Raw genomic sequence first — 19482 nt, forward strand, 5'->3', positions numbered from 1 at the left:
ATGTCACCTCTCTGTGTCCTCCAACGTGATCCGCGGATCGATGAACGTATACAGGATGTCTTGGGCAATGTTCACGGTCACCTGTACGATGATGAACAAGAAGACAAGCGCCATCACGAGCGGGATGTCAGGCCCCAGGACGCCCCGGAAGAACATGTTGCCAAGTCCCCGGATCGAGAAGACCTTCTCGACGAGGACGGAACCTCCGATCAGCAGATAGAACTCGCCCATGATGATCGGGAGGAGTGGGATCAAGGCGTTGCGGCCGACGTGTTTGGTCACGATTCGCCGCCCGGAGACGCCCTTTGCCTTTGCGGTCTCGACGTACTTCGAGTTGATACTCTCGAGGACGGCTGTGCGACCGATTCGGATCTCGTTACCCATCGAGGACGATCCCAAGACGAGTGCCGCCGGAAGGATCCACTTGATTGCAGTGGCGATGTTTGTCCACTTCGGGACGGGGATCCAGATCGCTTCTAGCAGTGGAATGCCAGCAAATAGATGTATGCTGCCGAACATATTCGACACTGCGTCGGACGTCCCGATCACGTCGGTCGAAATCCAGAGATCGGGGTAAAACGACAGGAGACCGCCGGCAGAGAGTAATCCGACTACCATCACCGCGAGCCAGAAGTTCGGCATCGCCCGCCAGATGATGCCTCCGCCCGAGGCGATGTAGTCTCGCCAGGTGTTGGCCCGGAGACCGGCGTACAGCCCGCCGGGAATACCGACCACCAATGCGACGGCGACTGACCAGAACCCGAGCCACAGCGTCACAGGCATTCGGTTCAGGATGAGGTCACCGACTGGCGTGCCACGCTGGATGATCCACGACTGGCCGAAATCGAACGTGAGGAGGTCGGTGAGGACCTTCAGATACTGCGACCAGAGTGGGACTGTCGAGCCGTCTTGGTAGATGAGTCCGAGTGCAACTTTCAGTTGACGGATGTCTTCCGGTGTGGCGTCCTGTCCGAGGATGTTCAATACGGGGTCGATCGGCCCCAGATAGAGGACCATGAAACTCATCGTGATCCCGAACAGGAACACGGGGACAGCGAGCAACAGCCGTTTGAACAGGTACAGTAAACGGTTCATTTCGTCCCTCCACGCAGCGTCTGTCTGAGACGGTCGTGTGTCCTGCCACTCTGGAGAGCGTCGTTATCTGTGTCTTTCCGGTGGTCCGGTGACGATCGAGACGACAGTACGATACCTTGTCGTTCAGGGGACGGTATCGTCAGCCACGACGATGGCTCCATCGAGGGCATGACTAAGTTATCCGATCGTGGTATCGGCTATATCGGTTTAACAATATCGATTGGAGTCCAGCAGCGGGTTCGTATCGCGGCTGTGTCCGTGCCTATTCCTGGTAATTCGAGTCGTACCCTTCGGCTCCACCGGGGAAGACCTGTTTGGGAACCAAGTGGTAGGCCGCTTCACCGCGGCCCTTGAAGACGCTCTCGACGAAGTCCTCACGGGTGAGCACGTAGGCCATTGCCTCGCGGACGGGCTTTGGCACCTTCTCCATGTTGAAGCCGATGTAGTACGTGTTGATCGAGGGTGTCGAGACCATGTTCACTTCCGTCCCATCGCTCATCGGCCCGTACGTCCCCAGCGTCTGGCCCTGCTCGTTGGTCGACTCTTCGGTAGCCAGCTCGGGATTGTACTGGGCCGTCGGGATCCCAGCGACGTCGGCGTTCCCGTTCTGGAAGTAGCTGTAAAGGGCGGTGGTATCGGTGATGATCGCGTCGTGGAGGTCGAAGTCAGGGACTTTGCCGTGGTAGTCCTCGAAGGCTGTCGCGCGGAACTCGCCACCGTTGCCCTCTTGCCACTGCTCGAAGACGAACGGTCCACAACCGACCGGACTCGTCGAGAACTCTTCCCAGGCCATATCGCCATCGTAGCCCTCGATGTCACCGACGATTCCTTCGGGGACGACCGAGAACGCCGAGTAGGCGAGCACTTCGAGCGCGTAGCCGAACGGCGCGGCGAGCGAAATCGTGAACGTGTACTCGCCCGTCGCTTCGACGGCGGCCGTCTCGGGGACGACGTTACCGTCGTCGTCGGTCTCGTGTTCGATCTGGAGCACCGACAGCGGGAAGTACGTGTTCGTGGAATTGTCCGACTCGATGAGTCGCCGCATCGAGTAGACGACGTCGTCAGCGGTCACCTCGCCGTAGTCGCCGTGGAACTGAACCCCCTCTTTGAGCGTAAACTCGTACTCGGTGAGATCGTCGCTGACGGTGTAGTCCTCGACGATGAGGGATTCGACTTCCGTCGTCCCGTTGACGTAGTTCATCGGCGCGTCGAACATGTTCATCACCTTGTCCCCGCTCTGGGTGTTCCCAGAGGCGGCCGGGTCCAGGGAGCTGAACGTGCTCGAGGTCCCATTGAGGACGTCATCGCCTTCTAAGCTGTTGACAGAGATGCTGTCTTTCGCTCGCGAGGGACCCATCCCGCCCGGCGGGTTGTAGTCGACGCGATCGTACCAGAACAGCTGGTCGACGGTGTGATAGACCGGGAGTAGTGCCGCCGAGTCCCACAGCGCTCGCTCGATGTTGATGGTGGCCTCGTCACGGATGCTCTGGGCCTCGTCACCCAGACCGGGGTTGTTCTGGACCCGATCGAACTGCTCGGTGACGTACTGGCGAATTTCCTCATCGCCCTTCGTGTCTTCGGACCAGAACAACGTCTCGCCGTTCGGTGTGTAGCTTTCGGCGTCGTAGATCGTGTTCTCCGGGTCGACGAGCTGGAGGAAGTTCTGGGCGCCAGGGTAGTCGGCGACCCACCCGAGCGTGTAGGCCTCGTGGTTCCCGCTCTGGGTGGTTTCGAGCAGCGACCCGAAGTCCGAGTCGCTGATGTTCATGTTGATGTGAGCGGCTTCCAGGCGTGCACGGATCGTGTTCGCCATCTCCTTCCACGCCGGGCTCTGGTACTGCAGCCAGTCGAGATCGTAGTTGTTGTCTGGCCCGTAGCCTGCCTCTTCCATCACCCGCTTGGCTTCACCGATTTTCGCCTCGTTGAGGCCATAGGGGTAGGAACTTGGAGGCTCGTATCCGTCATTCTCGGCCTCGGTTCCGGTGTCTCCACCGTCGCTTTCGGTCTCGGTCTCGGTTGCCGTCTCGCCGCTCTCGGTTTCGGTGTCTCCGCCACCACAGCCGGCCAGTCCGATACTCACCGTTGCAGCGCCGGTCGCTTTGAGGAACCGCCGTCGGTTCATTTCACTGTCGTCAGACATGATGTGACCACGTAACAAAGACGAACGTTTATATTTACTGGTACTGGCTACATTTATATCTGATTTCGAGTTGATGAGACGGCGTGCCGGGCATTTGGCCATATTTATTCTATAGTATAATTATAATTCCTCCTCTTTTGGCGGCTCCCGGCCACGCTTTAATCTGACTTCCTAACGTGTCTCTATTTAGCATGCTATCGGGCCGCGTGGCTCGGTACTGCTGGTAGTGACGAATCTCTGGCTTCTGTCGGGGCTGGCTTCACTTACGACTCACCCTCTGTGTCTGTCCTCTTTGGATCATATCTGCTTGCCACGCTGCCGGTTTCGTCTTCCATCGCTGCCGTCAGCCTGAACAGAACGACGGGCGTGGATTTGAACCGCTTGAACGTCACTCGCTACCGCTCGCTCACGTTCCACTCCCTGCTTCAAATCCGCTTGCGCCAACAGCCGGCGCTGATCATTCGCTTTGCTGGTGACGTAGCGCCCGTAGAAGTGGGTTGGGGCGGATTTGAACCGCCGACCTCCTCCATGTCAAGGAGGTGTCATAACCAACCTAGACCACCAACCCGTTCGGTTCGATGCATTTCTGTCTCTCTCGCAGATGCAATTGAAGGTTTCGAAACGGAATCGCCCGACTCCACGACCGAGCCAGGCCGCTCGGCACCGCTGTTTCTCCCGGGAGAGCAACTGGCAGGCTGGAATGGCATCACTGGGTGGCCCGAATGCCTCGATGGAAGAACCCGACGGTCAACAGGGCGGCCAGTCCTGTTCCGAGTACGACGAAGATGTACATGTCTTGGACGCCGACCAGGTTGGCGATCCAGCCACCCACGACCTGGCCGAACACCCGCCCCGTTCCGAGGCCGAGTGCTGCAAGCAGCGCTTGGGCCGAGGCGCTCATCGCGTCGGGCGCGTACTCGTGGGCGAGTGATACTGACGCGAGCGTGAAGAGGGCAAACCCTGCCCCTGTGGAACTTGGGCCAGGAAGACGGCGGGAAGCGTTCCCGGGACGACGTACAGGACGAAACTGAGAGCAAGGACGATCGCTCCCACGAGCAACTGCGTCCGGTGGCGCCAGCCCAGGCGCACGATCCAGACGAACACGGCCGCCTCGGCCAGTGTGCGGACGAACCAGGCTGCACCCGTCATCGCGTCGCTGGCCTCGATCGCGCGGATGTACACCGAGAAGAACGAATTTGCCGTCGTGGTTGAGGCGCCGATGAGCAGGCCGACCGCCAACAGCAACACGAACGCAGGCTTGGTCAACAGCTGTAAACTGTCCTCGCGTAAGTCCGGCGACAACTCGCTCGCCGACGGCTTCGGGAGCCCGCGAAGCGAGATGACGAACACGACCATCCCGATCGCGTAGACCGCGAAGATCGTCGCCGTCCCGAAGGTTTCGACGAGCGGGCCAAGCGCGAGGATCCCGACACCGAAAGCGATGCTCCCAAAGGCCCGGACATTGCCGTAGTCGATGCCACTGGACAGGACCATCGAGTTCGCCAGGGGGACGATCGGCGAGCGGAACGCCGAGTAGATCCCGGCGGCGACGACCATCAGGACGAACGGCGACTCGATAACCATCCCGAGAGGGAACAGGAGTCCCCCGAGTATCGACACCACTGCGCCGATGGCCATCGCGAGTTTCGTCCGACCATACGCGTCGGCCACCATCCCCCAGATCGGCTGGGCGACGATGCCTGCACCGACCAGTACCGCACCGATGAGTCCCATCTGGGACTCCGAGAGCCCGATGTCCTCGAAGAATATATTTCGATACCCGGCGATGCCGTTTCCAGCGGCGTACAACACCAGATACAGCAACTGGTAGCGACGCTCGTCGCTCAGCATGCTCGCCCACCAGCCGGACCGATTTCGTTCATCTATCCGCGCTTGCACTTGTGATGAAAAAGCCTTCACATTTCTCTCTAGCAGGAAACAACACGCAGCGGTCGTTGTTCCGATACAGTTAACCACAGATCGGTCGAACGACGCCGACATGCCGGGACCAGTCTTTCTGGACGGAGAGACGGTGACGCTGCGGACGATCGAGGACGAAGACCTCGGGTTCATCCAACGCGAGCGCTCGGCCCCGGGCGTCTGGCGGACACTCGGGTGGCCGTTTCCTTCCAACAGCGAGCAACTCCAGGAGTTCTACGAGGAGACCATCTCCGACGAGGAGACGATTCACCTCCTGATCACGGTCGCCGAAGAGCCGGTCGGTATGGTGAGCTTCCACGAAGTCTCAGCGGACGCCTGGCGTGGAGAACTCGGCTATTGGGTGGCGACGGAGCATCACGGTAACGGGTACGCGACCGATGCCGTCGGCACGCTCGTCGAGTACGGCTTTCGCGACCTGGGCTTTCACCGCATCGAAGCGAAGGTATTCGACGGTAACGGCCCTTCACGAACCGTTCTCGAAAATCTCGGATTCACGCACGAAGGCGTTCACCGCGAGGCAGTCTTCTCCGATGGCGGGTTTCGGGACGTCCACTGGTACGGCCTGCTCGCAGACGAGTGGGATCTCGACGTCGAGTGAGGTGACTTCCGGCGTCGTTACCAGTCGACCGAGACGGTTCCGTCTCCGTGAGGATCGGGGGCGATCTCCTCGTCAGTCCGGCGATCGATCACGTGGATCACGCCGTCGTCTTTCTTGGCCGGACAGACCGCCGCGGCGCGGACGTTCTCTTCGAGCTCCGTCTCGTCGATGAAGTAGCCCTTCGGCCGGGCGATGCCCGTCTCCAGATCGAGGTCCCAGTTGTCGGCCACCTGAGCGCACTTGCCCGCGCCGATACACTTGTTGGCCTCGAAGATGATCTTGTAGGGTTTTTCCGCGATCGGTGGCGCGTCGCGCTCACCGACCGAGGCGGGATCGATCGCCCCCTCGTTTGGCCCGTCGTCGCTCATATCAACCCAATCAGTCGCCGGCGGTATGCCACTAGCGGTCGCCACAAATCACGCCCGAACTGCAGGGCCACTTCAGTCCTGAATCGTGACCGATTCGAGCCGGACGTCTTCGACCGGGTTGTCCTGGGGGCCGGTCTCGACGCTGCCGATCTCCCGCACCACGTCCATCCCGTCGATCACTTCGCCGAAGACGGGGTGGTCGCCGTCGAGGTGCGGTTGGGCATCGAGCGTGATGAAGAACTGCGAGCCGTTCGTGTCGGGGCCGCGGTTGGCCATCGAGAGGACGCCGGGGCCGTCGTGGCCCAATTCGTCGTGGAACTCGTCGTCGAAGGTGTAGCCCGGGCCGCCCCGGCCGGTGCCCGTGGGGTCGCCCATCTGGAGCATGAAGTCCTCGATGACGCGGTGGATCTCGATGTCTTCGTAGAAGGCGTCACCGCGGGTCTCGCCGGTTTCGGGATCTTCCCAGGTCGGCGTGTCGGGGGCGGGATCGGCGTTTGCCGCCGGGTCGTGGGTCGCGAGGTTGACGAAGTTCTCGACGGTGCGGGGCGCACGCTCGTCGTACAGCTCGACTTCGATATCGCCGTGTGTCGTTTCGAGGGTCGCAGTCAGATCGCTCATGGCTGTGTCGACGAGTGGGGGATGGATAACCGTGGTGGTCGGCGGCGGGCAGATGTTTACAGGCCCGCCAGTGTCACCGTATTGAGGGCGACTACCACCAGCGTCACGATACCGAACCCAAACAGGACGAGGCGTGCCGACCGGCCATCCAGATAGTGCCAGGTCAACACGAGCACCACGAGGGCCAGGAGTTTCAACGCCCCGATGCCCGGCGTCCCGTAGGTTTCCATGAACGCGCGCGCAACTGCGTTCCCTTCGGGCACGCCCGCAGCGACCCCAACCATCGTGGTCACGACGTCGATCGCCGCACCGACGAGGACGACCGCCCACAGGACGGCATCCGATTCCGGCAGCGGCCGCGGTTCGAGGAATGCTTCGAGGGCGACTAGGCCCGCCTGGAACCACGCCGGCACGACTCGTTCGGGCAGGGTTTTCGGATCCATGCTTTCATCAGGGTGGGGGCTGGGTCCTCGCCGCTTAGGACAGTCGATCGTCGTACGTCGGCGAGCGGTAGTAATTGAGATAGAACGTCCGGCCACAGCCGTCCTTGCCAGGGATGGGGCCGTCTGGCCGGCCGGTCGTCGACGTGGCAACGTCCTCGACGGCCCGTTCGGGCGCATCGACGTCCCCGAGGCAGACAAACTCGATGCCATCGGCGGCCGCGAGGTCGCCGGTCGTCGCCGCGTACTCCCGGTCGGTGTCCGGCTGTGGCCGGACCGACCCGTCCCGGAGTTCCGGGCTTCGCTCGATGCTCGTGACCGCCCCACAGTACGGGCAGTAATACGAAACTTCGACCATACACGAGACAACGGTCCGGACCACTATAGATCCGCGGGCGTTGGCTGGGGACTCAAAACGACCGCAATGCCGCTAGCTTCGCCGTCGCCTCACCACGGTCGAGAATATCGCGTGCAGTGTCGACGCCGGCTGCGATGTCGGGAACGTCCTCGCGGGCGTACATGCGAAGTGCCGCGTTGAGGGCAACGGCGTCGGCGAAGGCGTCGGTCCGATCGCCGGCCAGGACCGCCTCGGTGATCGCGGCCGAGTCCCCAATCACGTCCGCCACTTCGAGGGCGTCCTCGCTCGCGCCCAAGCCGTACTCGGCGGTCTCGATTGTCGCGTCCGCGACGCCATCGCCGCCGTCCCACTCGGCGATCGTCGTCGAACCTGGGCGAACGTCGTCGTAGCCTTCCAGTCCCTGGATGAACAGGGCACGCTCGAACGTCGATTCACGAGATCGGTCGAGCGTCCCGGCGAGTTTCTTCGCGAACGCGAGGTGGTAGAAACTCCCCAGGTGAACGGACGACCCGGCGGGATTGGAAAGCGTCTCGATGGTGTTCAGAAACGTTCTGACGCCCATCTCTTCGCGCCGGGTTGCCAACGCGGTCACCGCTGGTGCGAACCGGGGCTGGTAGTAGAACCCGAAGCCAACTTCCTCGACCATTCGGGCGCTCGCGTCCGGGTCGAGATCGGTCCGGACTCCGAGCTCGTCGAGTACGTGTTTGTAGGCCGGCTGTTTTTGGGTCGGGATGCGATCGCCGCTGTGGACGACGACGGGCGTCCCGGCCGCGGCGGCGACCAGCCCCGCAGCGACCCCGAGCAGGGCCGTCGACCCTTTCCCGTCGTAGTTGGCCCCGCAGTCGACGGGATCGACGTCCGGGCGGACTCGCGTGACCGTTTCTGCCTCGAGCACGTCGAGAAAGGCCGCGAGTTCGGTCGGCGTATTGCGCTTCCAGCGGTTGGCCAGCCAGAAGGCACCGAGCGTCGTTTCGGCCGGGTCACGACGGAGGATGCGCGCCATCGCTTGCCGGGCCTGTTCCCGAGTCATGTCGTCGGCCGACTTGTGGCCGGAGCCGACGACCTCGGTCAGCAGCCGTTGGAGGGACCACTCTTCGGCGTCGTCGTCAGTCATGCTCGCACGTGGTGGCGAGTCGGGCTTAAGCCACGGGATACCGGCGAGCGTTCGCGGCCGTCGGTGACACGATGGGGGGTATCAGTCGAGCATCCGGCCCACGTCTTGTCGAGAACCCGTTCGACCCGGCGCTGTCCGGTGGCACGCCAGAAACCTTATCTGGTGGGCCATGCCAGTATTCATCGTTAGATGTCAGCCAGTGTCGCACCGATTGTGCTGGTCGTCGACGACGAGAGCGACGTCGCAGACGCGTACGCGGCCCAACTCGAAGAGCGGTATACGGTGTTGACCGCCTACAGCGGCCAAGAGGCTTTAGAGACCGTCGACGAGACCGTCGACGTCGTCTTGCTCGACCGGCGCATGCCGGGAATCTCCGGAGACGAGGTGCTTTCGACGGTCCGCGACCGTGGCCTCGACTCCCGCGTGGCCATGGTCACTGCTGTCGACCCCGATTTCGACGTTATCGAGATGCCCTTCGACGACTACGTGACGAAGCCAGTCTCCCGTGAGGAACTGTTCGAGACCATCGAACGATTGCTCACCTTTCGCTCCTACGAGGCGCAGTTCCAGGAGTTCTATCGCATCACGACGAAGCTGGCGACGCTCCGGGCAAACAAGAGTGAGGCGGAACTGCGGCGCAGCGACGCCTTTCAGGACCTCATCGACCACCGGGATACTCTCCGGGCACAACTCGACGAGACGCTGCACTCCGTCGATGACGCGGACTTCCCGGCTATGTTCACGGAACTCCAGGATCACTCCGAGTGAACTGTCTCTCGTGTCGACTTCGGCTTTGGCCTGAGGGCAACGCACAAGTACGATGACGACATAAGTTACCACATGCCATCCATCTGGGGCTGGCTCCTGGTGTCCCTCCTGGGATTCCTGTTTTTTCAGGCGCTCATCTACTGGTATCTTCGGGGGGACGGGGCGTCTCTGGATGGCCCGTCTTCGAGTCCGATCGATCGGGACTCACCCGTCCGGCCGGCGGCCGAGACTGGTGAGCGTGCGCCACCGGGTACCGATTCTGGGGAGACGATCCAGTGTCGCCACTGCGGGACGGACAACGAGCGCGAACCGCCCTACACTTACTGCCGGGAGTGTCTGGGGCAACTTCGTTGAGAGATCGGTCTTTCAGCGCTGAGAATGCCGAAGAAAACACCTTAGTGGCGAGGTCCCGTCGGTACCGATATGCGTGTCGCCAGTGGCGTGCCTGGGTTCGACGAACTCGTCGATGGCGGATTGTTGGCCGATCGCCTCTACGTTGTCAGCGGGCCGCCGGGCAGTGGCAAGACGACGTTCTCTTCGATGTTCATCACGCAGGGCGCCAAGGCGGGCGAAAACTGCTTGTACGTGACGATGCACGAGACGAAATCGGAACTACGCGAGGACATGGCTGGCTTCGAATTCGGCTTCGACCGGGCGATCCAGTCCAATGCCGTGCAGTTTCTGAACCTCGTGACCGAACCCGGCAAACGGGCCATCTCGCAGTTCGGCAAGGAAGGCGGACTGACCAATCGGCTGGTCGCGTATATCGAGTCAAACGCGATCGATCGGGTCGTTATCGATTCGACGATGCTACTCCAGCACTTTTTCAGTGACGTCGACGACGAGATCACGGGGTTTCTCTCGGCGCTGAAACAGACTGACGCGACGATCATCCTCATCTCGGAGATGACCGACCCCAGTGCCTACTCCGACGAGCACTATCTGGCCCACGGTGTTATCTTCTTCCACAACTTCTTAGAGTCCGGTGGGATGCAACGGGGTATTCAGGTGATCAAGATGCGCGGGACCGCCATCGACTGTGACATTCGCGAGATCGAATTCTCGGACGGCGGGCTCCACGTCCACGCAGACCGGAAAGTCAAGACCTGACATGTACGAACGCAGCTACGGTACCGACTGGGAGACACTCGAGAAGCCAGCAGCCACCGAACGGGCCTTTGCTCTCGGGGTCGCGGCCGTGCTGGGCGAGCCACGTCCTGACGAATACGAACGGATTCTGGAAACGGTCGCAAACTCCTACGACCGTAGTATCGTCGAACTCGCTTACCAGGAGGGCAAGCGAAAGGCCTCCGGACAGCGTGACGACATCGATGACGAGGAGACCGTCTGGGAGTCACTCGTCGAGGACGACGGGCCGAAAACGACGGTCGACGAAGACGACGTGCCCACGGGTGGGCGGGATGGCCTCCCGTCCGTACTGGACGATCTGGACCTGCTGGACCGGCCGCTCGATGACGAACTCGAACGGGAACGACTACCCGAGTTCCTCAGAAAGTGAGTTACAGCGAGGTCTGGTCGCGTCCGTCTGTCCCCGGACTGAACGGGTCCCTGTCGCTGTAGTACTTCCGCCCGATGGCCATGCTGCTGACCGCCGAGTACATCGCAGCTGTCGCTTCTTCGTGACTATCGTAGGTTTCGCTGTCGAGGCGACCGAGGATCTCGGCTAGGGTCTCTGACCCGTCGGAAAACTCGATTTCCATGTCACCGTGAGCGGCTAGGAGTTCGTCTCTCGTGGTTGGATACCGGTGCATGCCGAGTCGATCGCTCGCGTCTTGGATCGTTCGCATACGACTGTGCACGTCACGGACGCTAATAAACTTTCACAATTAATCATACAATTATTGCGGGTGGGTGTCACTCACAGTTAGGTGGGACAACCGGAACCGGAAAATGCGCGCCCGCTCGAAGGCCACACATGGTCGTCGCCGACTTGCACGTCCATACGACGCGCTCGGACGGGCAGCTATCGCCCACATCGGTCGCCGAGGCCGCACGGCGGGCGTCGCTGGATGCAGTAGCGATCACAGATCACGATCGCCTGCCCCCGGTTACGGAACGATGGGTCGAGCGCCAGGGTGTGACCGTCATCGCCGGGATCGAACTCCGGGTCCGGGCCGACGACCAGTTGCTCGATCTGCTCGGCTACGGCCTCACCCCGACGGTGGCGTTACGAACGGAACTCGAGCGCTTGCAGGCCAACCGGATCGAGCGCGCCCGAGAGATCGTCGCGCAGGTCGAGGCCTGTCTCGACGTCGAACTCGACGTCTCTTTCGAGCCGGGCGTGGGCCGGCCACACATCGCAGCGGCCATCGCCGACAGCGAGGCCCCCTACGACGTCGCGGGTGCCTTCGAACACTTGATCGGCGAGGACGGCCCGTGTTACGTTGCCCGCGAGATCCCGTCTTTCGAGCGAGGGCACGAATTGCTGACCGCGGCCTGTTCGCTCGTCAGCCTCGCCCATCCGTTGCGGTACGACGATCCGGACGCCGCGCTCGCACACGCTCGTGATCTCGATGCAATCGAACTGGCCTATCCGTACGACGGGCGCGTCGATCGGACGCCAGTCGAGCGCGCGATCGACGAAGACGACCTGCTTGCGACTGGCGGCAGCGACGCCCACGGGACGACGCTCGGGACGGCTGGACTCGATCGGCCGGCCCACGAGCGATTTCGCGCTCGGCTGGCGTATTGACTGTCTGTCTCCTGTCGAACCGTCTGCCTTCTGTCAGACAACAGCGGTGCCTTCAATGTGCTTGCCGTCCAGGTATCAGGTATGCAGTGTCACTATTGTGACCGCGGGGCCGAGGTCGCGGTCGAGAAAGATGCCCTGAAGGTGGGACTCTGTGAGGAGCACTTCCATCAGCGGATGTCGGAACTCGCCGACGGCGACTGGATTGCGGGCGTCGAGGACGATCTCGACCTCGATATCGACCGCTCGTAAGCGTCAGCCAGCAACGGTTGTTCTCTCAGGTGTACTTTCGCCCGTTCAGTCGCCCGCGACCGTCCCGCTCCCAGCGCCGTGCTCGTTGTCTCCCAACTCCTGTGTGACGTTTTCGAAGACCTGTTTGGCTGTACAGGCAGCCAGATAGCTCGGTCGCGTGATGCCATCGAGGACGGCGGCTTTGCGCTCGTCTGTGAGTTCGTCTTTGCTCCGGGTAACGGCGCGTGCGGTCGCCTGGTCGTATTCGGGGTGGAACTGGACGCCGAAGACGGTCCCCGCCCGGAAGGCATGGATGCCGTACTCGTTTTCGGCCAAACGCGTCGCGCCCGGTGGCAGCGTGGCGACCCGATCGGAGTGGGTCGTAAACGCGGTGAACGTGCGGTCGATCCCCGACAGCAGCCTCGAGGGGCCGGTCCGTTCGATCTCCCGATAGCCGATCTCGTAGTCGTCCATCGCCTCGACGTCGCCACCGAGGACAGCAGCCACGAGCTGGTGGCCGAAACAGACGCCCAGGCCGCCAAGACCTGTCTCGATGGCTTCCTCGACCCACGCCTTCAGATCCGCGATCCACGGCTCCGCCCAGTAGACCGACGCCCGCGAACCCGTCACCACGAAGCCATCGAACGCGAACGTCTCCGGTAACTCACGCCCGGTGGCGTCGAACTCGACGAGATCGGCGTCGAGTTCGCGCCGGAAGTTTCGCCGGGTATCCGTGCCGTCGTGGGCAGCGTTGAGTAACGCGAGCCGTGGCCGTGCCATTGCCCGTCGTCGGGGTCCAATGAGTAAAAACGTCTCAGTACTGGCAGCATTCGCCCCGCTCGCCGACGGTCCGCTTTACTCCAGGCGGCTTTCGGTCTGTTCGTCCAGCCACGCACGCAGTTCGTCGCCAACGACCTGGCTCTCGCTGACGGGAAACAGATGGCCCCCTTCGATCCGGGTGTGTTCGCCACGGGGAAGATCGGCTGCCAGTCTCGCCGTCGCCGCCGGATCGACGATCCGGTCTGCAGCGCCACTGACGAGAAGCGTGGGCGTCGTGACCTCGTAGCGATCGGGCAGATCGGCCTCGCGCCACGCCGCCCGCTGGGCCGCGTGACCGTCCGGGTCGGCGTCGTCTGTCGCTCGCCAGTTGGCCATCCGCTCGATTTCGTCCGGATACTCGGCAGGGACGCTCCGTGTGAACCCGGCCGATAGCGATTCCCGCAAGGCGTCGGGGTCGTCCAATGGCGCTGCCAGCGACGCCAGCCTGTCGGCGTCGACGGCCGCTCCTTCGGCGACTCCCAGGAGAGCCAGCGACGCCACGTTGTCGTTGCCTCGCGCGTACTCCAGGGCGATGGCCCCGCCGAGTCCGGCCCCGACCACGTGGATTCGACGCGCTTCCAGGGCCGCGACCACCGTCGCCAGATCCTCGACGAGCGTTGTCATCGCGTATGGGCCATCGGGCGCGTCTGAGTCACCCGTCCCGCGCAGGTCCCAGACGATCGTCTCGTAGGGGCCGGCGATGGCTGGCTGTAGATAACTCCAGTACCACGCCCCGAGCCCGACGTCGTTGACGAAGACGACGGTCGGTCCCTCCCCGGCCGTCGCATACCTGAGGGAGACCTCGCCGTTCCGTACTGTCGGCATACGCTCTAGTTAGATCGGGGCTGATTTATGGTCGCCGGTCGCACATTGGGTCCGACTCTGTGCGGCGAGGCCGCTGACGGACGCCCGTGTTGTCCCGACCACTGAATCTTTAGGTACTGGGTCCCTATACGCTTCTAATGGGGATTTCGGCATTTATCGATGCGTTCGACGACCGGGAAAAGACGGTGACCGTCCTCAACCGGGAGTCCGTCGATCCGCTCTATCGAATGCTGTCTGATATGTTCGACGCGGAGACAGTCACTGTCTCTGAGTCCGACGATCCCGATGCCCCGAGCGACGTCGTCCTGTTGCAGGACGAACAGACGGGGTCGCTTGCGGTTTCACGGATGAACGACGTCAGTGACACGCTGTTGTTGGTCAACTCGGACCTGTACGTGACCGGGACCGTTCCCGTCGAGGATGTCGAGACGCCGGAAGTCGTTGCCCATCTCTCTGACGTCACCTTCACCGTCGAGGACAAACAGAAATTCCTGTTGATCCACATCTCCAGACATATCGAATCGCTCGCCCTCGAAACTGACGACGGCACTCTCCACTCCTCGTTTCAGCAACTCTCCCGGATCCGGGACGAACGTGGGACCGAGGCCACTTACCGGACGCTGGCGGCGTCGGACGTGGATACGCACGTCTACGGTATCGGCGGCTGGGAGCCTCCGTCGTTTGCCGACGATTTGACTGTCCACGCTGGGGACTCCAAGGAGTTGCAGACCTCGTGGTTCGTCGTCCACGACGGCGGCGGCAACGACGACCGCAAGGCTGCCTTGGTTGCCGAGGAGATCGACTCCAACGAGTACCGGGGCTACTGGACGTTCGAGCCGCAGTTAGTCGACGAAATCCTGGGTCACCTCGAAACGACCTACGGGCAGTAACTGCTTTTCAGCCGAGCTGATCTCTGAACCGGACAGACCGTGACACCTCCCAGGCACGACCCCGACCCCGCGACGTGTCCTCGTCGGTGGCGGGCAAATCGGCCGCGCTCATCGAGGGATCCCCTCTCGTGGTCGTGACACGGGACGGCAAACCCTAGTTCTGTTACCCGAACAATAGACCGGCTACTGTCGACCTTGATCGGCCGCTCAGGCGTCCATCACTTGCCGAAGCACGTCCGGGGCGTCTGCGAGGGCATCTTCGAGAGTCGCCACATCGGGGCCACCGCCCTGTGCGAACTCAGACGGCCCGCCGCCGCCGCCACCGACCCGATCGGCGAGTTCACTCACGACTGCGCCGGCATCGACGCCGCTCCCTTCCGGGGCGGCGACGACGAACTGTGCACCGTCGGCCCCTGACCCGATGACGGCGACCGAACCGTCTTCGGCGATGGCGTTGGCCGTCGCCCGCAACTCGTCCATCTCGGCGTCGACTCGCTGGATGACCGCTTTCGTCCCGTCGAGCTCGACTTCTTTGCCGTCACTGGCACCGGAGGCACGGGCCGCTGCGAGTTGTTCCTGTAGCTCCTCGATCTCCTTGCCCCGGTCTTTCCAGGCCTCGAAGAACCGCTCGGCCGTCTCGGGGACGTCCATCGGGTCCACGTCGAGGGCGTCACCTGCTTCGTAGAGGGCGTCTTCGGTCTCCTGGGTCGCGTCGATGGCGGCCTCGCCCGCCGCGAAGCTCAATCTGACGACACCGTCTTGAATACGCTCCGTCGAGAGAAGCTTGATCGTCCCGATATCGCCGGTCCGGGAGACGTGGGTGCCACCGCAGGCCTGGACGTCTTCGCCGACCGTGATGAGCCGTATCTGCTCGCCTTCGGGGATCCCACCCTGGTAGAGATCAAAGCCGTGTTCGGCTTCGGCCGCGTGGCGGTCGGGCCACTCCTGGGTCACGTGGCTGTTGTCGGTGACGAGGTCGTTGGCGAGGCGTTCGATCTCTTTGACCTCTTTGCGGGTAACCGGCTCGTAGTGACGGATGTCCAGGCGTGCCGAGTCGACCCGCTTTTGGGCACCGGCCTGGCGGACGTGTTCGCCAAGCACTTGCCGGGCAGCGTGGCCGACGACGTGGGTCGCCGTGTGGTGTTGCATCAATCGGCGACGGCGCGACCACTCGACCTGTCCGGTCACGAAATCACCCGTCCCGGGATCTTCGTCCGCACGGTGGACGATCACGCCGTCGTAGACCTGGACGTCGGTCACGTCGGCGGTGACGTCGTCCGTCGAGAGCGTCCCGTGGTCTGCCGGTTGGCCCCCGCCTTCGGGGTAGAACATCGTCTGATCGAGCACGACGTCGTACTCGCCGTCATCACGCTCGAAGACATCCAGTACGACGGCCTCGAACTCGGCTCGATCCTGGTCCTCGTAGTAGAGTCGCTCGGTCTCGGGCAGGTCCGCGATCCGATCTTCGTAGCCGGCCGTCTCGGCCGCGGAGGCGGCGTCTTCTTGCCCGTGGCGCTGGGCTACCACCGAGTAGAAATCCTCCGGGACGTCGACGTCGACCCCGCGCTCGGCGGCGATCTCTTCGACCATGTCCGGCTGGATGCCGTGGCTATCGTACAGCTCGACGAGTTCCTCGGTCGGAATCGGATCGCCCGTCTCGGCGTACTCGTCGGCGAGCGATTCGACGCGCCGGGACCCGCGTTCGAGGGTTTCGCGGTACTTCTGGACCTCCGTCCGGACGATATCGCGGATCGTATCGCGATTCGAATAGCCCAGGCGCTCGGCCTGCATGTCGACGAGCTCGTCCATCGGGGCATCGATGCCCACAGTGTCGACCAGTCGCTTTGTCCGCCGGAGAACCATCCGCGCGAGATAGCCCGTGCCGACGTTACTCGGGACGATTCCGTCCCCGAGCATGTACGCGAGCGTCCGCGAGTGATCGGCGATCGCGTAGATCGACTCCAGCGGTTCGACGAGTTCACGCAGCCGCTCGGTCTCGACACCGATTTCGGCGGCGATGTCGTCTCGGGCGGCCTCGACGTCCTCGGCCTCGTCGATGTCCATCCGGCCGGCGAGTTTCGCGGCCTTGTGGACGATCTCCTCTTCTTCGTCGGTGTGATCGATCCCTGCGTTGTCCGTGAGGAAGTCGATCGTGTCGGGGTAGACGGCCTCGTAGACCGTCGGGGTCCCCTGAGAGACCCAGGCCCACCGCTCTAGTCCGTAGCCCGTATCGACGATGTAGGTATCCATCGGGCTGTAGCGGTTGCCGTCTTTCATCTCGTAGTCCCCGTCAGGGTCCTGTTCGAACTGCATGAACACCAGCGTCGCCAGTTCGGCCCCTTTGTAGATCACTTCGAAGGCCGGGCCGGCGTTGCCGCCACCGACCCAGGGGTCCTCGATCAGCGTGACCTCGGCGGGATCGGCACCCAGTTCCTCGAACAGTTCCAGGCAGTAGGCAACCGTCTCTTCTTTCCAGTAGACCTCGCCCTCGTAGGCGTACTGGTCCGGGTCGTCGATGTCTTCGCGCGCGTTGAACGCGTGGTGGGCCATCATCTCGAAGGCCATCGTGTGCCGGCCGGTCACGCCGACGTTGTCGATGTCCTGCATCCGGATGCAGGGCTGGCTGACGGTGAGGGGATTGGCTGGCGGTGGGGTCGTCCCCGACGTGACCAGTGGCTGGAAGTCGTAGATCGACGCTTGCGTGAGCAATACGTCGTCACGCCAGCGATTGGCTGCGACTGGATACGGGTCGATACGCTCGTGGTCGTGGGCCTCGAAAAAGGAGAGAAACGCCTCGCGCATCTCTCCCAGTTCGAATGCCGCCTCGAAGCCGGCGTCGTCGATGAAGCTGTATTCCTCACAGGGCGGTTCACCGCAAGTTTCCCGGTCGGGGTCGAGCGTCCAGAAGTTGTCCCCACATTCTGAACACTCTGTGCGTCGGAATCCGTGCTCCTCGAAATACTCGAGCCGGTATTCCTCCTCGAGGTCGCTCATTCGTTGGGTGTATTGTGGCCCATCCTGGCGTAAATCAGTTCCGAAGGGCTCGTTCTGGAACATTCACCCGATAACGCCCGTCTCGTCGGTGTTTTCCTTCCAACGGCTGGCACGGATCTCTCGGACGGCGTTTCCAGCACGACGCTCGTCGACGGGGATGGGCCGTCGAGGACTAGAGTAGCGTTTGAGACGCCATGACGCTGACAAATGCCGAAATCGATTACGGGTATTTATCCGTCTCGATCGGCTTGCTCTCACAAATGACGACCGACAACACACCCTCACTCGCTGGCGCAACCGACGATTCGACTGTTTGGCGGTCCATGTTCGAATCGCTGCTCGATGGACTCCCGGAAGCTGCGTTCGCCATCGACGCGGAGGGGACGATTACGTACTGGAACGACGCCGTCGCGTCACTCATCGGTCTCCCGGCCTCGGAAGCGATCGGGATGGATGCCTACGACATCTTCGGGACCGAAGGCCACTCCGAGACACTCGCCGAGACAGTCGTTCGGACCGGTGAAGCGGTCAGAGAGTCAGAGTTTCGCTCGGCCGGGGATGCAGACGGGGAACAGGCCCATGCGCGTGCGATCGGGGTTCCGCTTCGAGCACCCGATGGGTCAGTCCACGGTGCCGTCGAGATCCTCTTGGACGTGAGTGAAGTCGTCGAACAACGTGAGACGCTACACGACTTACAGGTCGAGTTTTCGGAAAGTGTCCAGTCCTCGGTCGACGAACTCGGTGAGTCGACAAGTGACGTCGCCCAACAGTCACGCCAGATCAGCGACCTCGCTGCCGAGCAGGCGACGGATTTGACGGACGTCCAGTCGGAAGTTTCGGGATTCAGTGCGACCATCGAGGAGATCGCCTCCAGTGCCGAGGAAGTCAGCAATCAAAGTTCCAAGGCTACCGAACTGGCTGCCGATTCCGTCCAGACTGCCACGGATGTGAGTGAGCAAGTCGGCGACGTCGCTACCGAAGCGGCGGACGTCGCGACCGAAACCGAGCGTCTCAGCCAACGGATCGACGAGATTCAGGAATTCGTCGCCGTGATCGACGACATCGCCGATCAGACGAACATGCTCGCGCTGAACGCAAACATCGAGGCGGCCCGCAGCGAGGGCAACAACGACGGGTTCGCCGTCGTCGCCGACGAGATCAAAGAGCTAGCTGACGAGTCGAAACAACACGCCACCGAGATCGAAACGACCGTCGAGGAGATCCGGGGCATGGCGACCGAGACGGCCGAGCGCGTCAGGGAGACCAACGATTCCATCCAGGCTGTCGAGGCGGACATCGAGGCGATCATCGAGAATCAGGAGACGATTCGGGCCGCCATTCAGGAGACTGACGAGGGCGTCACCGAGATCGCAAGTGCGACGGACGACCAGGCAGCAAGCGCCGAACAGATCGCGAGCATGATCGATACAGTTGCCGATCGAGCCGACGAGGTCGCCGAGGCTGTCGAAGCGATCGCAGCCGAAACCGACACCCAAACACACCAGATAGACACGCTCGAAGACAATCTCGAACGTGTCGAAACCCGGCTCGATACCGTTATGGATTGAGTCGC

At 62.4% G+C, this 19482-nt stretch carries 22 protein-coding genes and 1 tRNA gene; 9 read left to right on the plus strand and 14 right to left on the minus strand.

What is annotated here, in order from left to right:
* Positions 1-3: 3 nt before the first annotated feature.
* From Hrd1104_RS00470 to Hrd1104_RS00490, 5 genes are all read right to left on the minus strand, one after another.
* A complete protein-coding gene (locus tag Hrd1104_RS00470; protein ID WP_154550902.1) occupies positions 4-1095 on the minus strand; it encodes an ABC transporter permease in 1092 nt (363 codons plus the stop codon).
* Between the two features lie 262 nt (positions 1096-1357).
* The gene (locus tag Hrd1104_RS00475) at positions 1358-3235 is read right to left on the minus strand and encodes an ABC transporter substrate-binding protein (RefSeq protein ID WP_154550903.1); all 1878 of its coding nucleotides are present in this window, start codon (positions 3233-3235) and stop codon (positions 1358-1360) included.
* 493 nt (positions 3236-3728) lie between these two features.
* Positions 3729-3803, minus strand: a tRNA-Val gene (locus Hrd1104_RS00480).
* 138 nt (positions 3804-3941) lie between these two features.
* The gene (locus Hrd1104_RS00485; protein ID WP_154550904.1) at positions 3942-4136 is read right to left on the minus strand and encodes a hypothetical protein; all 195 of its coding nucleotides are present in this window, start codon (positions 4134-4136) and stop codon (positions 3942-3944) included.
* A complete protein-coding gene (locus Hrd1104_RS00490; RefSeq protein ID WP_195837599.1) occupies positions 4133-5086 on the minus strand; it encodes an MFS transporter in 954 nt (317 codons plus the stop codon). Before Hrd1104_RS00490 ends, Hrd1104_RS00485 begins: the two co-directional genes overlap by 4 nt.
* A gap of 148 nt (positions 5087-5234) precedes the next feature.
* Here Hrd1104_RS00490 and Hrd1104_RS00495 point away from each other — a divergent pair, with 148 nt between their 5' ends.
* On the plus strand, positions 5235-5774 hold the full coding sequence (locus Hrd1104_RS00495; protein WP_154550906.1) for a GNAT family N-acetyltransferase: 540 nt from the start codon (positions 5235-5237) through the stop codon (positions 5772-5774).
* A gap of 17 nt (positions 5775-5791) precedes the next feature.
* Here Hrd1104_RS00495 and Hrd1104_RS00500 read toward each other — a convergent pair whose 3' ends face one another.
* From Hrd1104_RS00500 to Hrd1104_RS00520, 5 genes are all read right to left on the minus strand, one after another.
* Positions 5792-6142: a ferredoxin gene (locus tag Hrd1104_RS00500; protein WP_154550907.1), complete on the minus strand. Its 351-nt coding sequence runs from the start codon at positions 6140-6142 to the stop codon at positions 5792-5794.
* A gap of 72 nt (positions 6143-6214) precedes the next feature.
* Positions 6215-6760 (minus strand): peptidylprolyl isomerase, encoded by a 546-nt coding sequence (locus Hrd1104_RS00505; protein ID WP_195837600.1) that lies wholly within the window; start codon positions 6758-6760, stop codon positions 6215-6217.
* Between the two features lie 56 nt (positions 6761-6816).
* Positions 6817-7203 carry a DUF5658 family protein gene (locus Hrd1104_RS00510; RefSeq protein ID WP_154550908.1) on the minus strand — a complete coding sequence of 129 codons (387 nt, stop codon included), beginning with the start codon at positions 7201-7203 and terminating at the stop codon, positions 6817-6819.
* A 34-nt stretch (positions 7204-7237) separates the two neighbouring features.
* The gene (locus Hrd1104_RS00515) at positions 7238-7558 is read right to left on the minus strand and encodes a hypothetical protein (protein ID WP_154550909.1); all 321 of its coding nucleotides are present in this window, start codon (positions 7556-7558) and stop codon (positions 7238-7240) included.
* A gap of 52 nt (positions 7559-7610) precedes the next feature.
* Complete coding sequence (locus Hrd1104_RS00520; RefSeq protein WP_154550910.1) at positions 7611-8672, minus strand: anthranilate phosphoribosyltransferase; 1062 nt, start codon at positions 8670-8672, stop codon at positions 7611-7613.
* Positions 8673-8861: 189 nt separating this feature from the next.
* On the opposite strand from Hrd1104_RS00520, the gene Hrd1104_RS00525 reads away from it, so the two are divergent.
* The 4 genes from Hrd1104_RS00525 (at position 8862) to Hrd1104_RS00540 (ending at position 10959) form a co-directional block, all read left to right on the plus strand.
* A complete protein-coding gene (locus tag Hrd1104_RS00525) occupies positions 8862-9440 on the plus strand; it encodes a response regulator transcription factor (protein ID WP_154550911.1) in 579 nt (192 codons plus the stop codon).
* 72 nt (positions 9441-9512) lie between these two features.
* Positions 9513-9794, plus strand: coding sequence for a hypothetical protein (locus Hrd1104_RS00530; RefSeq protein WP_154550912.1), 282 nt, complete (start codon positions 9513-9515; stop codon positions 9792-9794).
* A gap of 69 nt (positions 9795-9863) precedes the next feature.
* Entirely contained in the window at positions 9864-10550 is a 687-nt protein-coding gene (locus Hrd1104_RS00535) for an ATPase domain-containing protein (RefSeq protein WP_154550913.1), read from the plus strand.
* 1 nt (position 10551) lies between these two features.
* A complete protein-coding gene (locus tag Hrd1104_RS00540; RefSeq protein WP_154550914.1) occupies positions 10552-10959 on the plus strand; it encodes a hypothetical protein in 408 nt (135 codons plus the stop codon).
* A gap of 1 nt (position 10960) precedes the next feature.
* Here the strand turns inward: Hrd1104_RS00540 and Hrd1104_RS00545 are convergent, their stop codons facing one another.
* The gene (locus tag Hrd1104_RS00545; protein WP_154550915.1) at positions 10961-11248 is read right to left on the minus strand and encodes a DUF2795 domain-containing protein; all 288 of its coding nucleotides are present in this window, start codon (positions 11246-11248) and stop codon (positions 10961-10963) included.
* 128 nt (positions 11249-11376) lie between these two features.
* Here Hrd1104_RS00545 and Hrd1104_RS00550 point away from each other — a divergent pair, with 128 nt between their 5' ends.
* Together Hrd1104_RS00550 and Hrd1104_RS12970 are read left to right on the plus strand one after the other, a co-directional pair.
* Positions 11377-12153 (plus strand): PHP domain-containing protein, encoded by a 777-nt coding sequence (locus tag Hrd1104_RS00550; RefSeq protein WP_154550916.1) that lies wholly within the window; start codon positions 11377-11379, stop codon positions 12151-12153.
* An 81-nt stretch (positions 12154-12234) separates the two neighbouring features.
* On the plus strand, positions 12235-12402 hold the full coding sequence (locus Hrd1104_RS12970) for a DUF6757 family protein (RefSeq protein WP_195837601.1): 168 nt from the start codon (positions 12235-12237) through the stop codon (positions 12400-12402).
* A gap of 45 nt (positions 12403-12447) precedes the next feature.
* Here the strand turns inward: Hrd1104_RS12970 and Hrd1104_RS00555 are convergent, their stop codons facing one another.
* Both Hrd1104_RS00555 and Hrd1104_RS00560 read right to left on the minus strand, forming a co-directional pair.
* Entirely contained in the window at positions 12448-13161 is a 714-nt protein-coding gene (locus Hrd1104_RS00555) for a type 1 glutamine amidotransferase (RefSeq protein ID WP_154550917.1), read from the minus strand.
* 75 nt (positions 13162-13236) lie between these two features.
* Positions 13237-14025, minus strand: coding sequence for an alpha/beta fold hydrolase (locus Hrd1104_RS00560; protein WP_154550918.1), 789 nt, complete (start codon positions 14023-14025; stop codon positions 13237-13239).
* Between the two features lie 137 nt (positions 14026-14162).
* Here Hrd1104_RS00560 and Hrd1104_RS00565 point away from each other — a divergent pair, with 137 nt between their 5' ends.
* Positions 14163-14915, plus strand: a complete 753-nt coding sequence (locus Hrd1104_RS00565) for a DICT sensory domain-containing protein (RefSeq protein WP_154550919.1) — start codon at positions 14163-14165, stop codon at positions 14913-14915.
* Between the two features lie 207 nt (positions 14916-15122).
* Here Hrd1104_RS00565 and alaS read toward each other — a convergent pair whose 3' ends face one another.
* The gene (gene alaS / locus Hrd1104_RS00570) at positions 15123-17909 is read right to left on the minus strand and encodes an alanine--tRNA ligase (protein WP_154550920.1); all 2787 of its coding nucleotides are present in this window, start codon (positions 17907-17909) and stop codon (positions 15123-15125) included.
* A gap of 260 nt (positions 17910-18169) precedes the next feature.
* On the opposite strand from alaS, the gene Hrd1104_RS00575 reads away from it, so the two are divergent.
* Complete coding sequence (locus Hrd1104_RS00575; RefSeq protein ID WP_195837602.1) at positions 18170-19477, plus strand: methyl-accepting chemotaxis protein; 1308 nt, start codon at positions 18170-18172, stop codon at positions 19475-19477.
* The last annotated feature ends 5 nt before the right edge of the window (positions 19478-19482 follow it).

Origin of the sequence: Halorhabdus sp. CBA1104 (assembly GCF_009690625.1) — an archaeon.
Classification (GTDB): domain Archaea; phylum Halobacteriota; class Halobacteria; order Halobacteriales; family Haloarculaceae; genus Halorhabdus.

Excerpts from the sequence above, each read along its gene's own strand:
- Hrd1104_RS00470 (WP_154550902.1), bottom strand. The coding sequence starts at position 1,095 with ATGAACCGTTTACTGTACCTGTTCAAACGGCTGTTGCTCGCTGTCCCC.
- Hrd1104_RS00475 (WP_154550903.1), bottom strand. The coding sequence starts at position 3,235 with ATGTCTGACGACAGTGAAATGAACCGACGGCGGTTCCTCAAAGCGACC.
- Hrd1104_RS00485 (WP_154550904.1), bottom strand. The coding sequence starts at position 4,136 with ATGAGCGCCTCGGCCCAAGCGCTGCTTGCAGCACTCGGCCTCGGAACG.
- Hrd1104_RS00490 (WP_195837599.1), bottom strand. The coding sequence starts at position 5,086 with ATGCTGAGCGACGAGCGTCGCTACCAGTTGCTGTATCTGGTGTTGTAC.
- Hrd1104_RS00495 (WP_154550906.1), top strand. The coding sequence starts at position 5,235 with ATGCCGGGACCAGTCTTTCTGGACGGAGAGACGGTGACGCTGCGGACG.
- Hrd1104_RS00500 (WP_154550907.1), bottom strand. The coding sequence starts at position 6,142 with ATGAGCGACGACGGGCCAAACGAGGGGGCGATCGATCCCGCCTCGGTC.
- Hrd1104_RS00505 (WP_195837600.1), bottom strand. The coding sequence starts at position 6,760 with ATGAGCGATCTGACTGCGACCCTCGAAACGACACACGGCGATATCGAA.
- Hrd1104_RS00510 (WP_154550908.1), bottom strand. The coding sequence starts at position 7,203 with ATGGATCCGAAAACCCTGCCCGAACGAGTCGTGCCGGCGTGGTTCCAG.
- Hrd1104_RS00515 (WP_154550909.1), bottom strand. The coding sequence starts at position 7,558 with ATGGTCGAAGTTTCGTATTACTGCCCGTACTGTGGGGCGGTCACGAGC.
- Hrd1104_RS00520 (WP_154550910.1), bottom strand. The coding sequence starts at position 8,672 with ATGACTGACGACGACGCCGAAGAGTGGTCCCTCCAACGGCTGCTGACC.
- Hrd1104_RS00525 (WP_154550911.1), top strand. The coding sequence starts at position 8,862 with ATGTCAGCCAGTGTCGCACCGATTGTGCTGGTCGTCGACGACGAGAGC.
- Hrd1104_RS00530 (WP_154550912.1), top strand. The coding sequence starts at position 9,513 with ATGCCATCCATCTGGGGCTGGCTCCTGGTGTCCCTCCTGGGATTCCTG.
- Hrd1104_RS00535 (WP_154550913.1), top strand. The coding sequence starts at position 9,864 with ATGCGTGTCGCCAGTGGCGTGCCTGGGTTCGACGAACTCGTCGATGGC.
- Hrd1104_RS00540 (WP_154550914.1), top strand. The coding sequence starts at position 10,552 with ATGTACGAACGCAGCTACGGTACCGACTGGGAGACACTCGAGAAGCCA.
- Hrd1104_RS00545 (WP_154550915.1), bottom strand. The coding sequence starts at position 11,248 with ATGCGAACGATCCAAGACGCGAGCGATCGACTCGGCATGCACCGGTAT.
- Hrd1104_RS00550 (WP_154550916.1), top strand. The coding sequence starts at position 11,377 with ATGGTCGTCGCCGACTTGCACGTCCATACGACGCGCTCGGACGGGCAG.
- Hrd1104_RS12970 (WP_195837601.1), top strand. The coding sequence starts at position 12,235 with ATGCAGTGTCACTATTGTGACCGCGGGGCCGAGGTCGCGGTCGAGAAA.
- Hrd1104_RS00555 (WP_154550917.1), bottom strand. The coding sequence starts at position 13,161 with ATGGCACGGCCACGGCTCGCGTTACTCAACGCTGCCCACGACGGCACG.
- Hrd1104_RS00560 (WP_154550918.1), bottom strand. The coding sequence starts at position 14,025 with ATGCCGACAGTACGGAACGGCGAGGTCTCCCTCAGGTATGCGACGGCC.
- Hrd1104_RS00565 (WP_154550919.1), top strand. The coding sequence starts at position 14,163 with ATGGGGATTTCGGCATTTATCGATGCGTTCGACGACCGGGAAAAGACG.
- alaS (WP_154550920.1), bottom strand. The coding sequence starts at position 17,909 with ATGAGCGACCTCGAGGAGGAATACCGGCTCGAGTATTTCGAGGAGCAC.
- Hrd1104_RS00575 (WP_195837602.1), top strand. The coding sequence starts at position 18,170 with ATGACGACCGACAACACACCCTCACTCGCTGGCGCAACCGACGATTCG.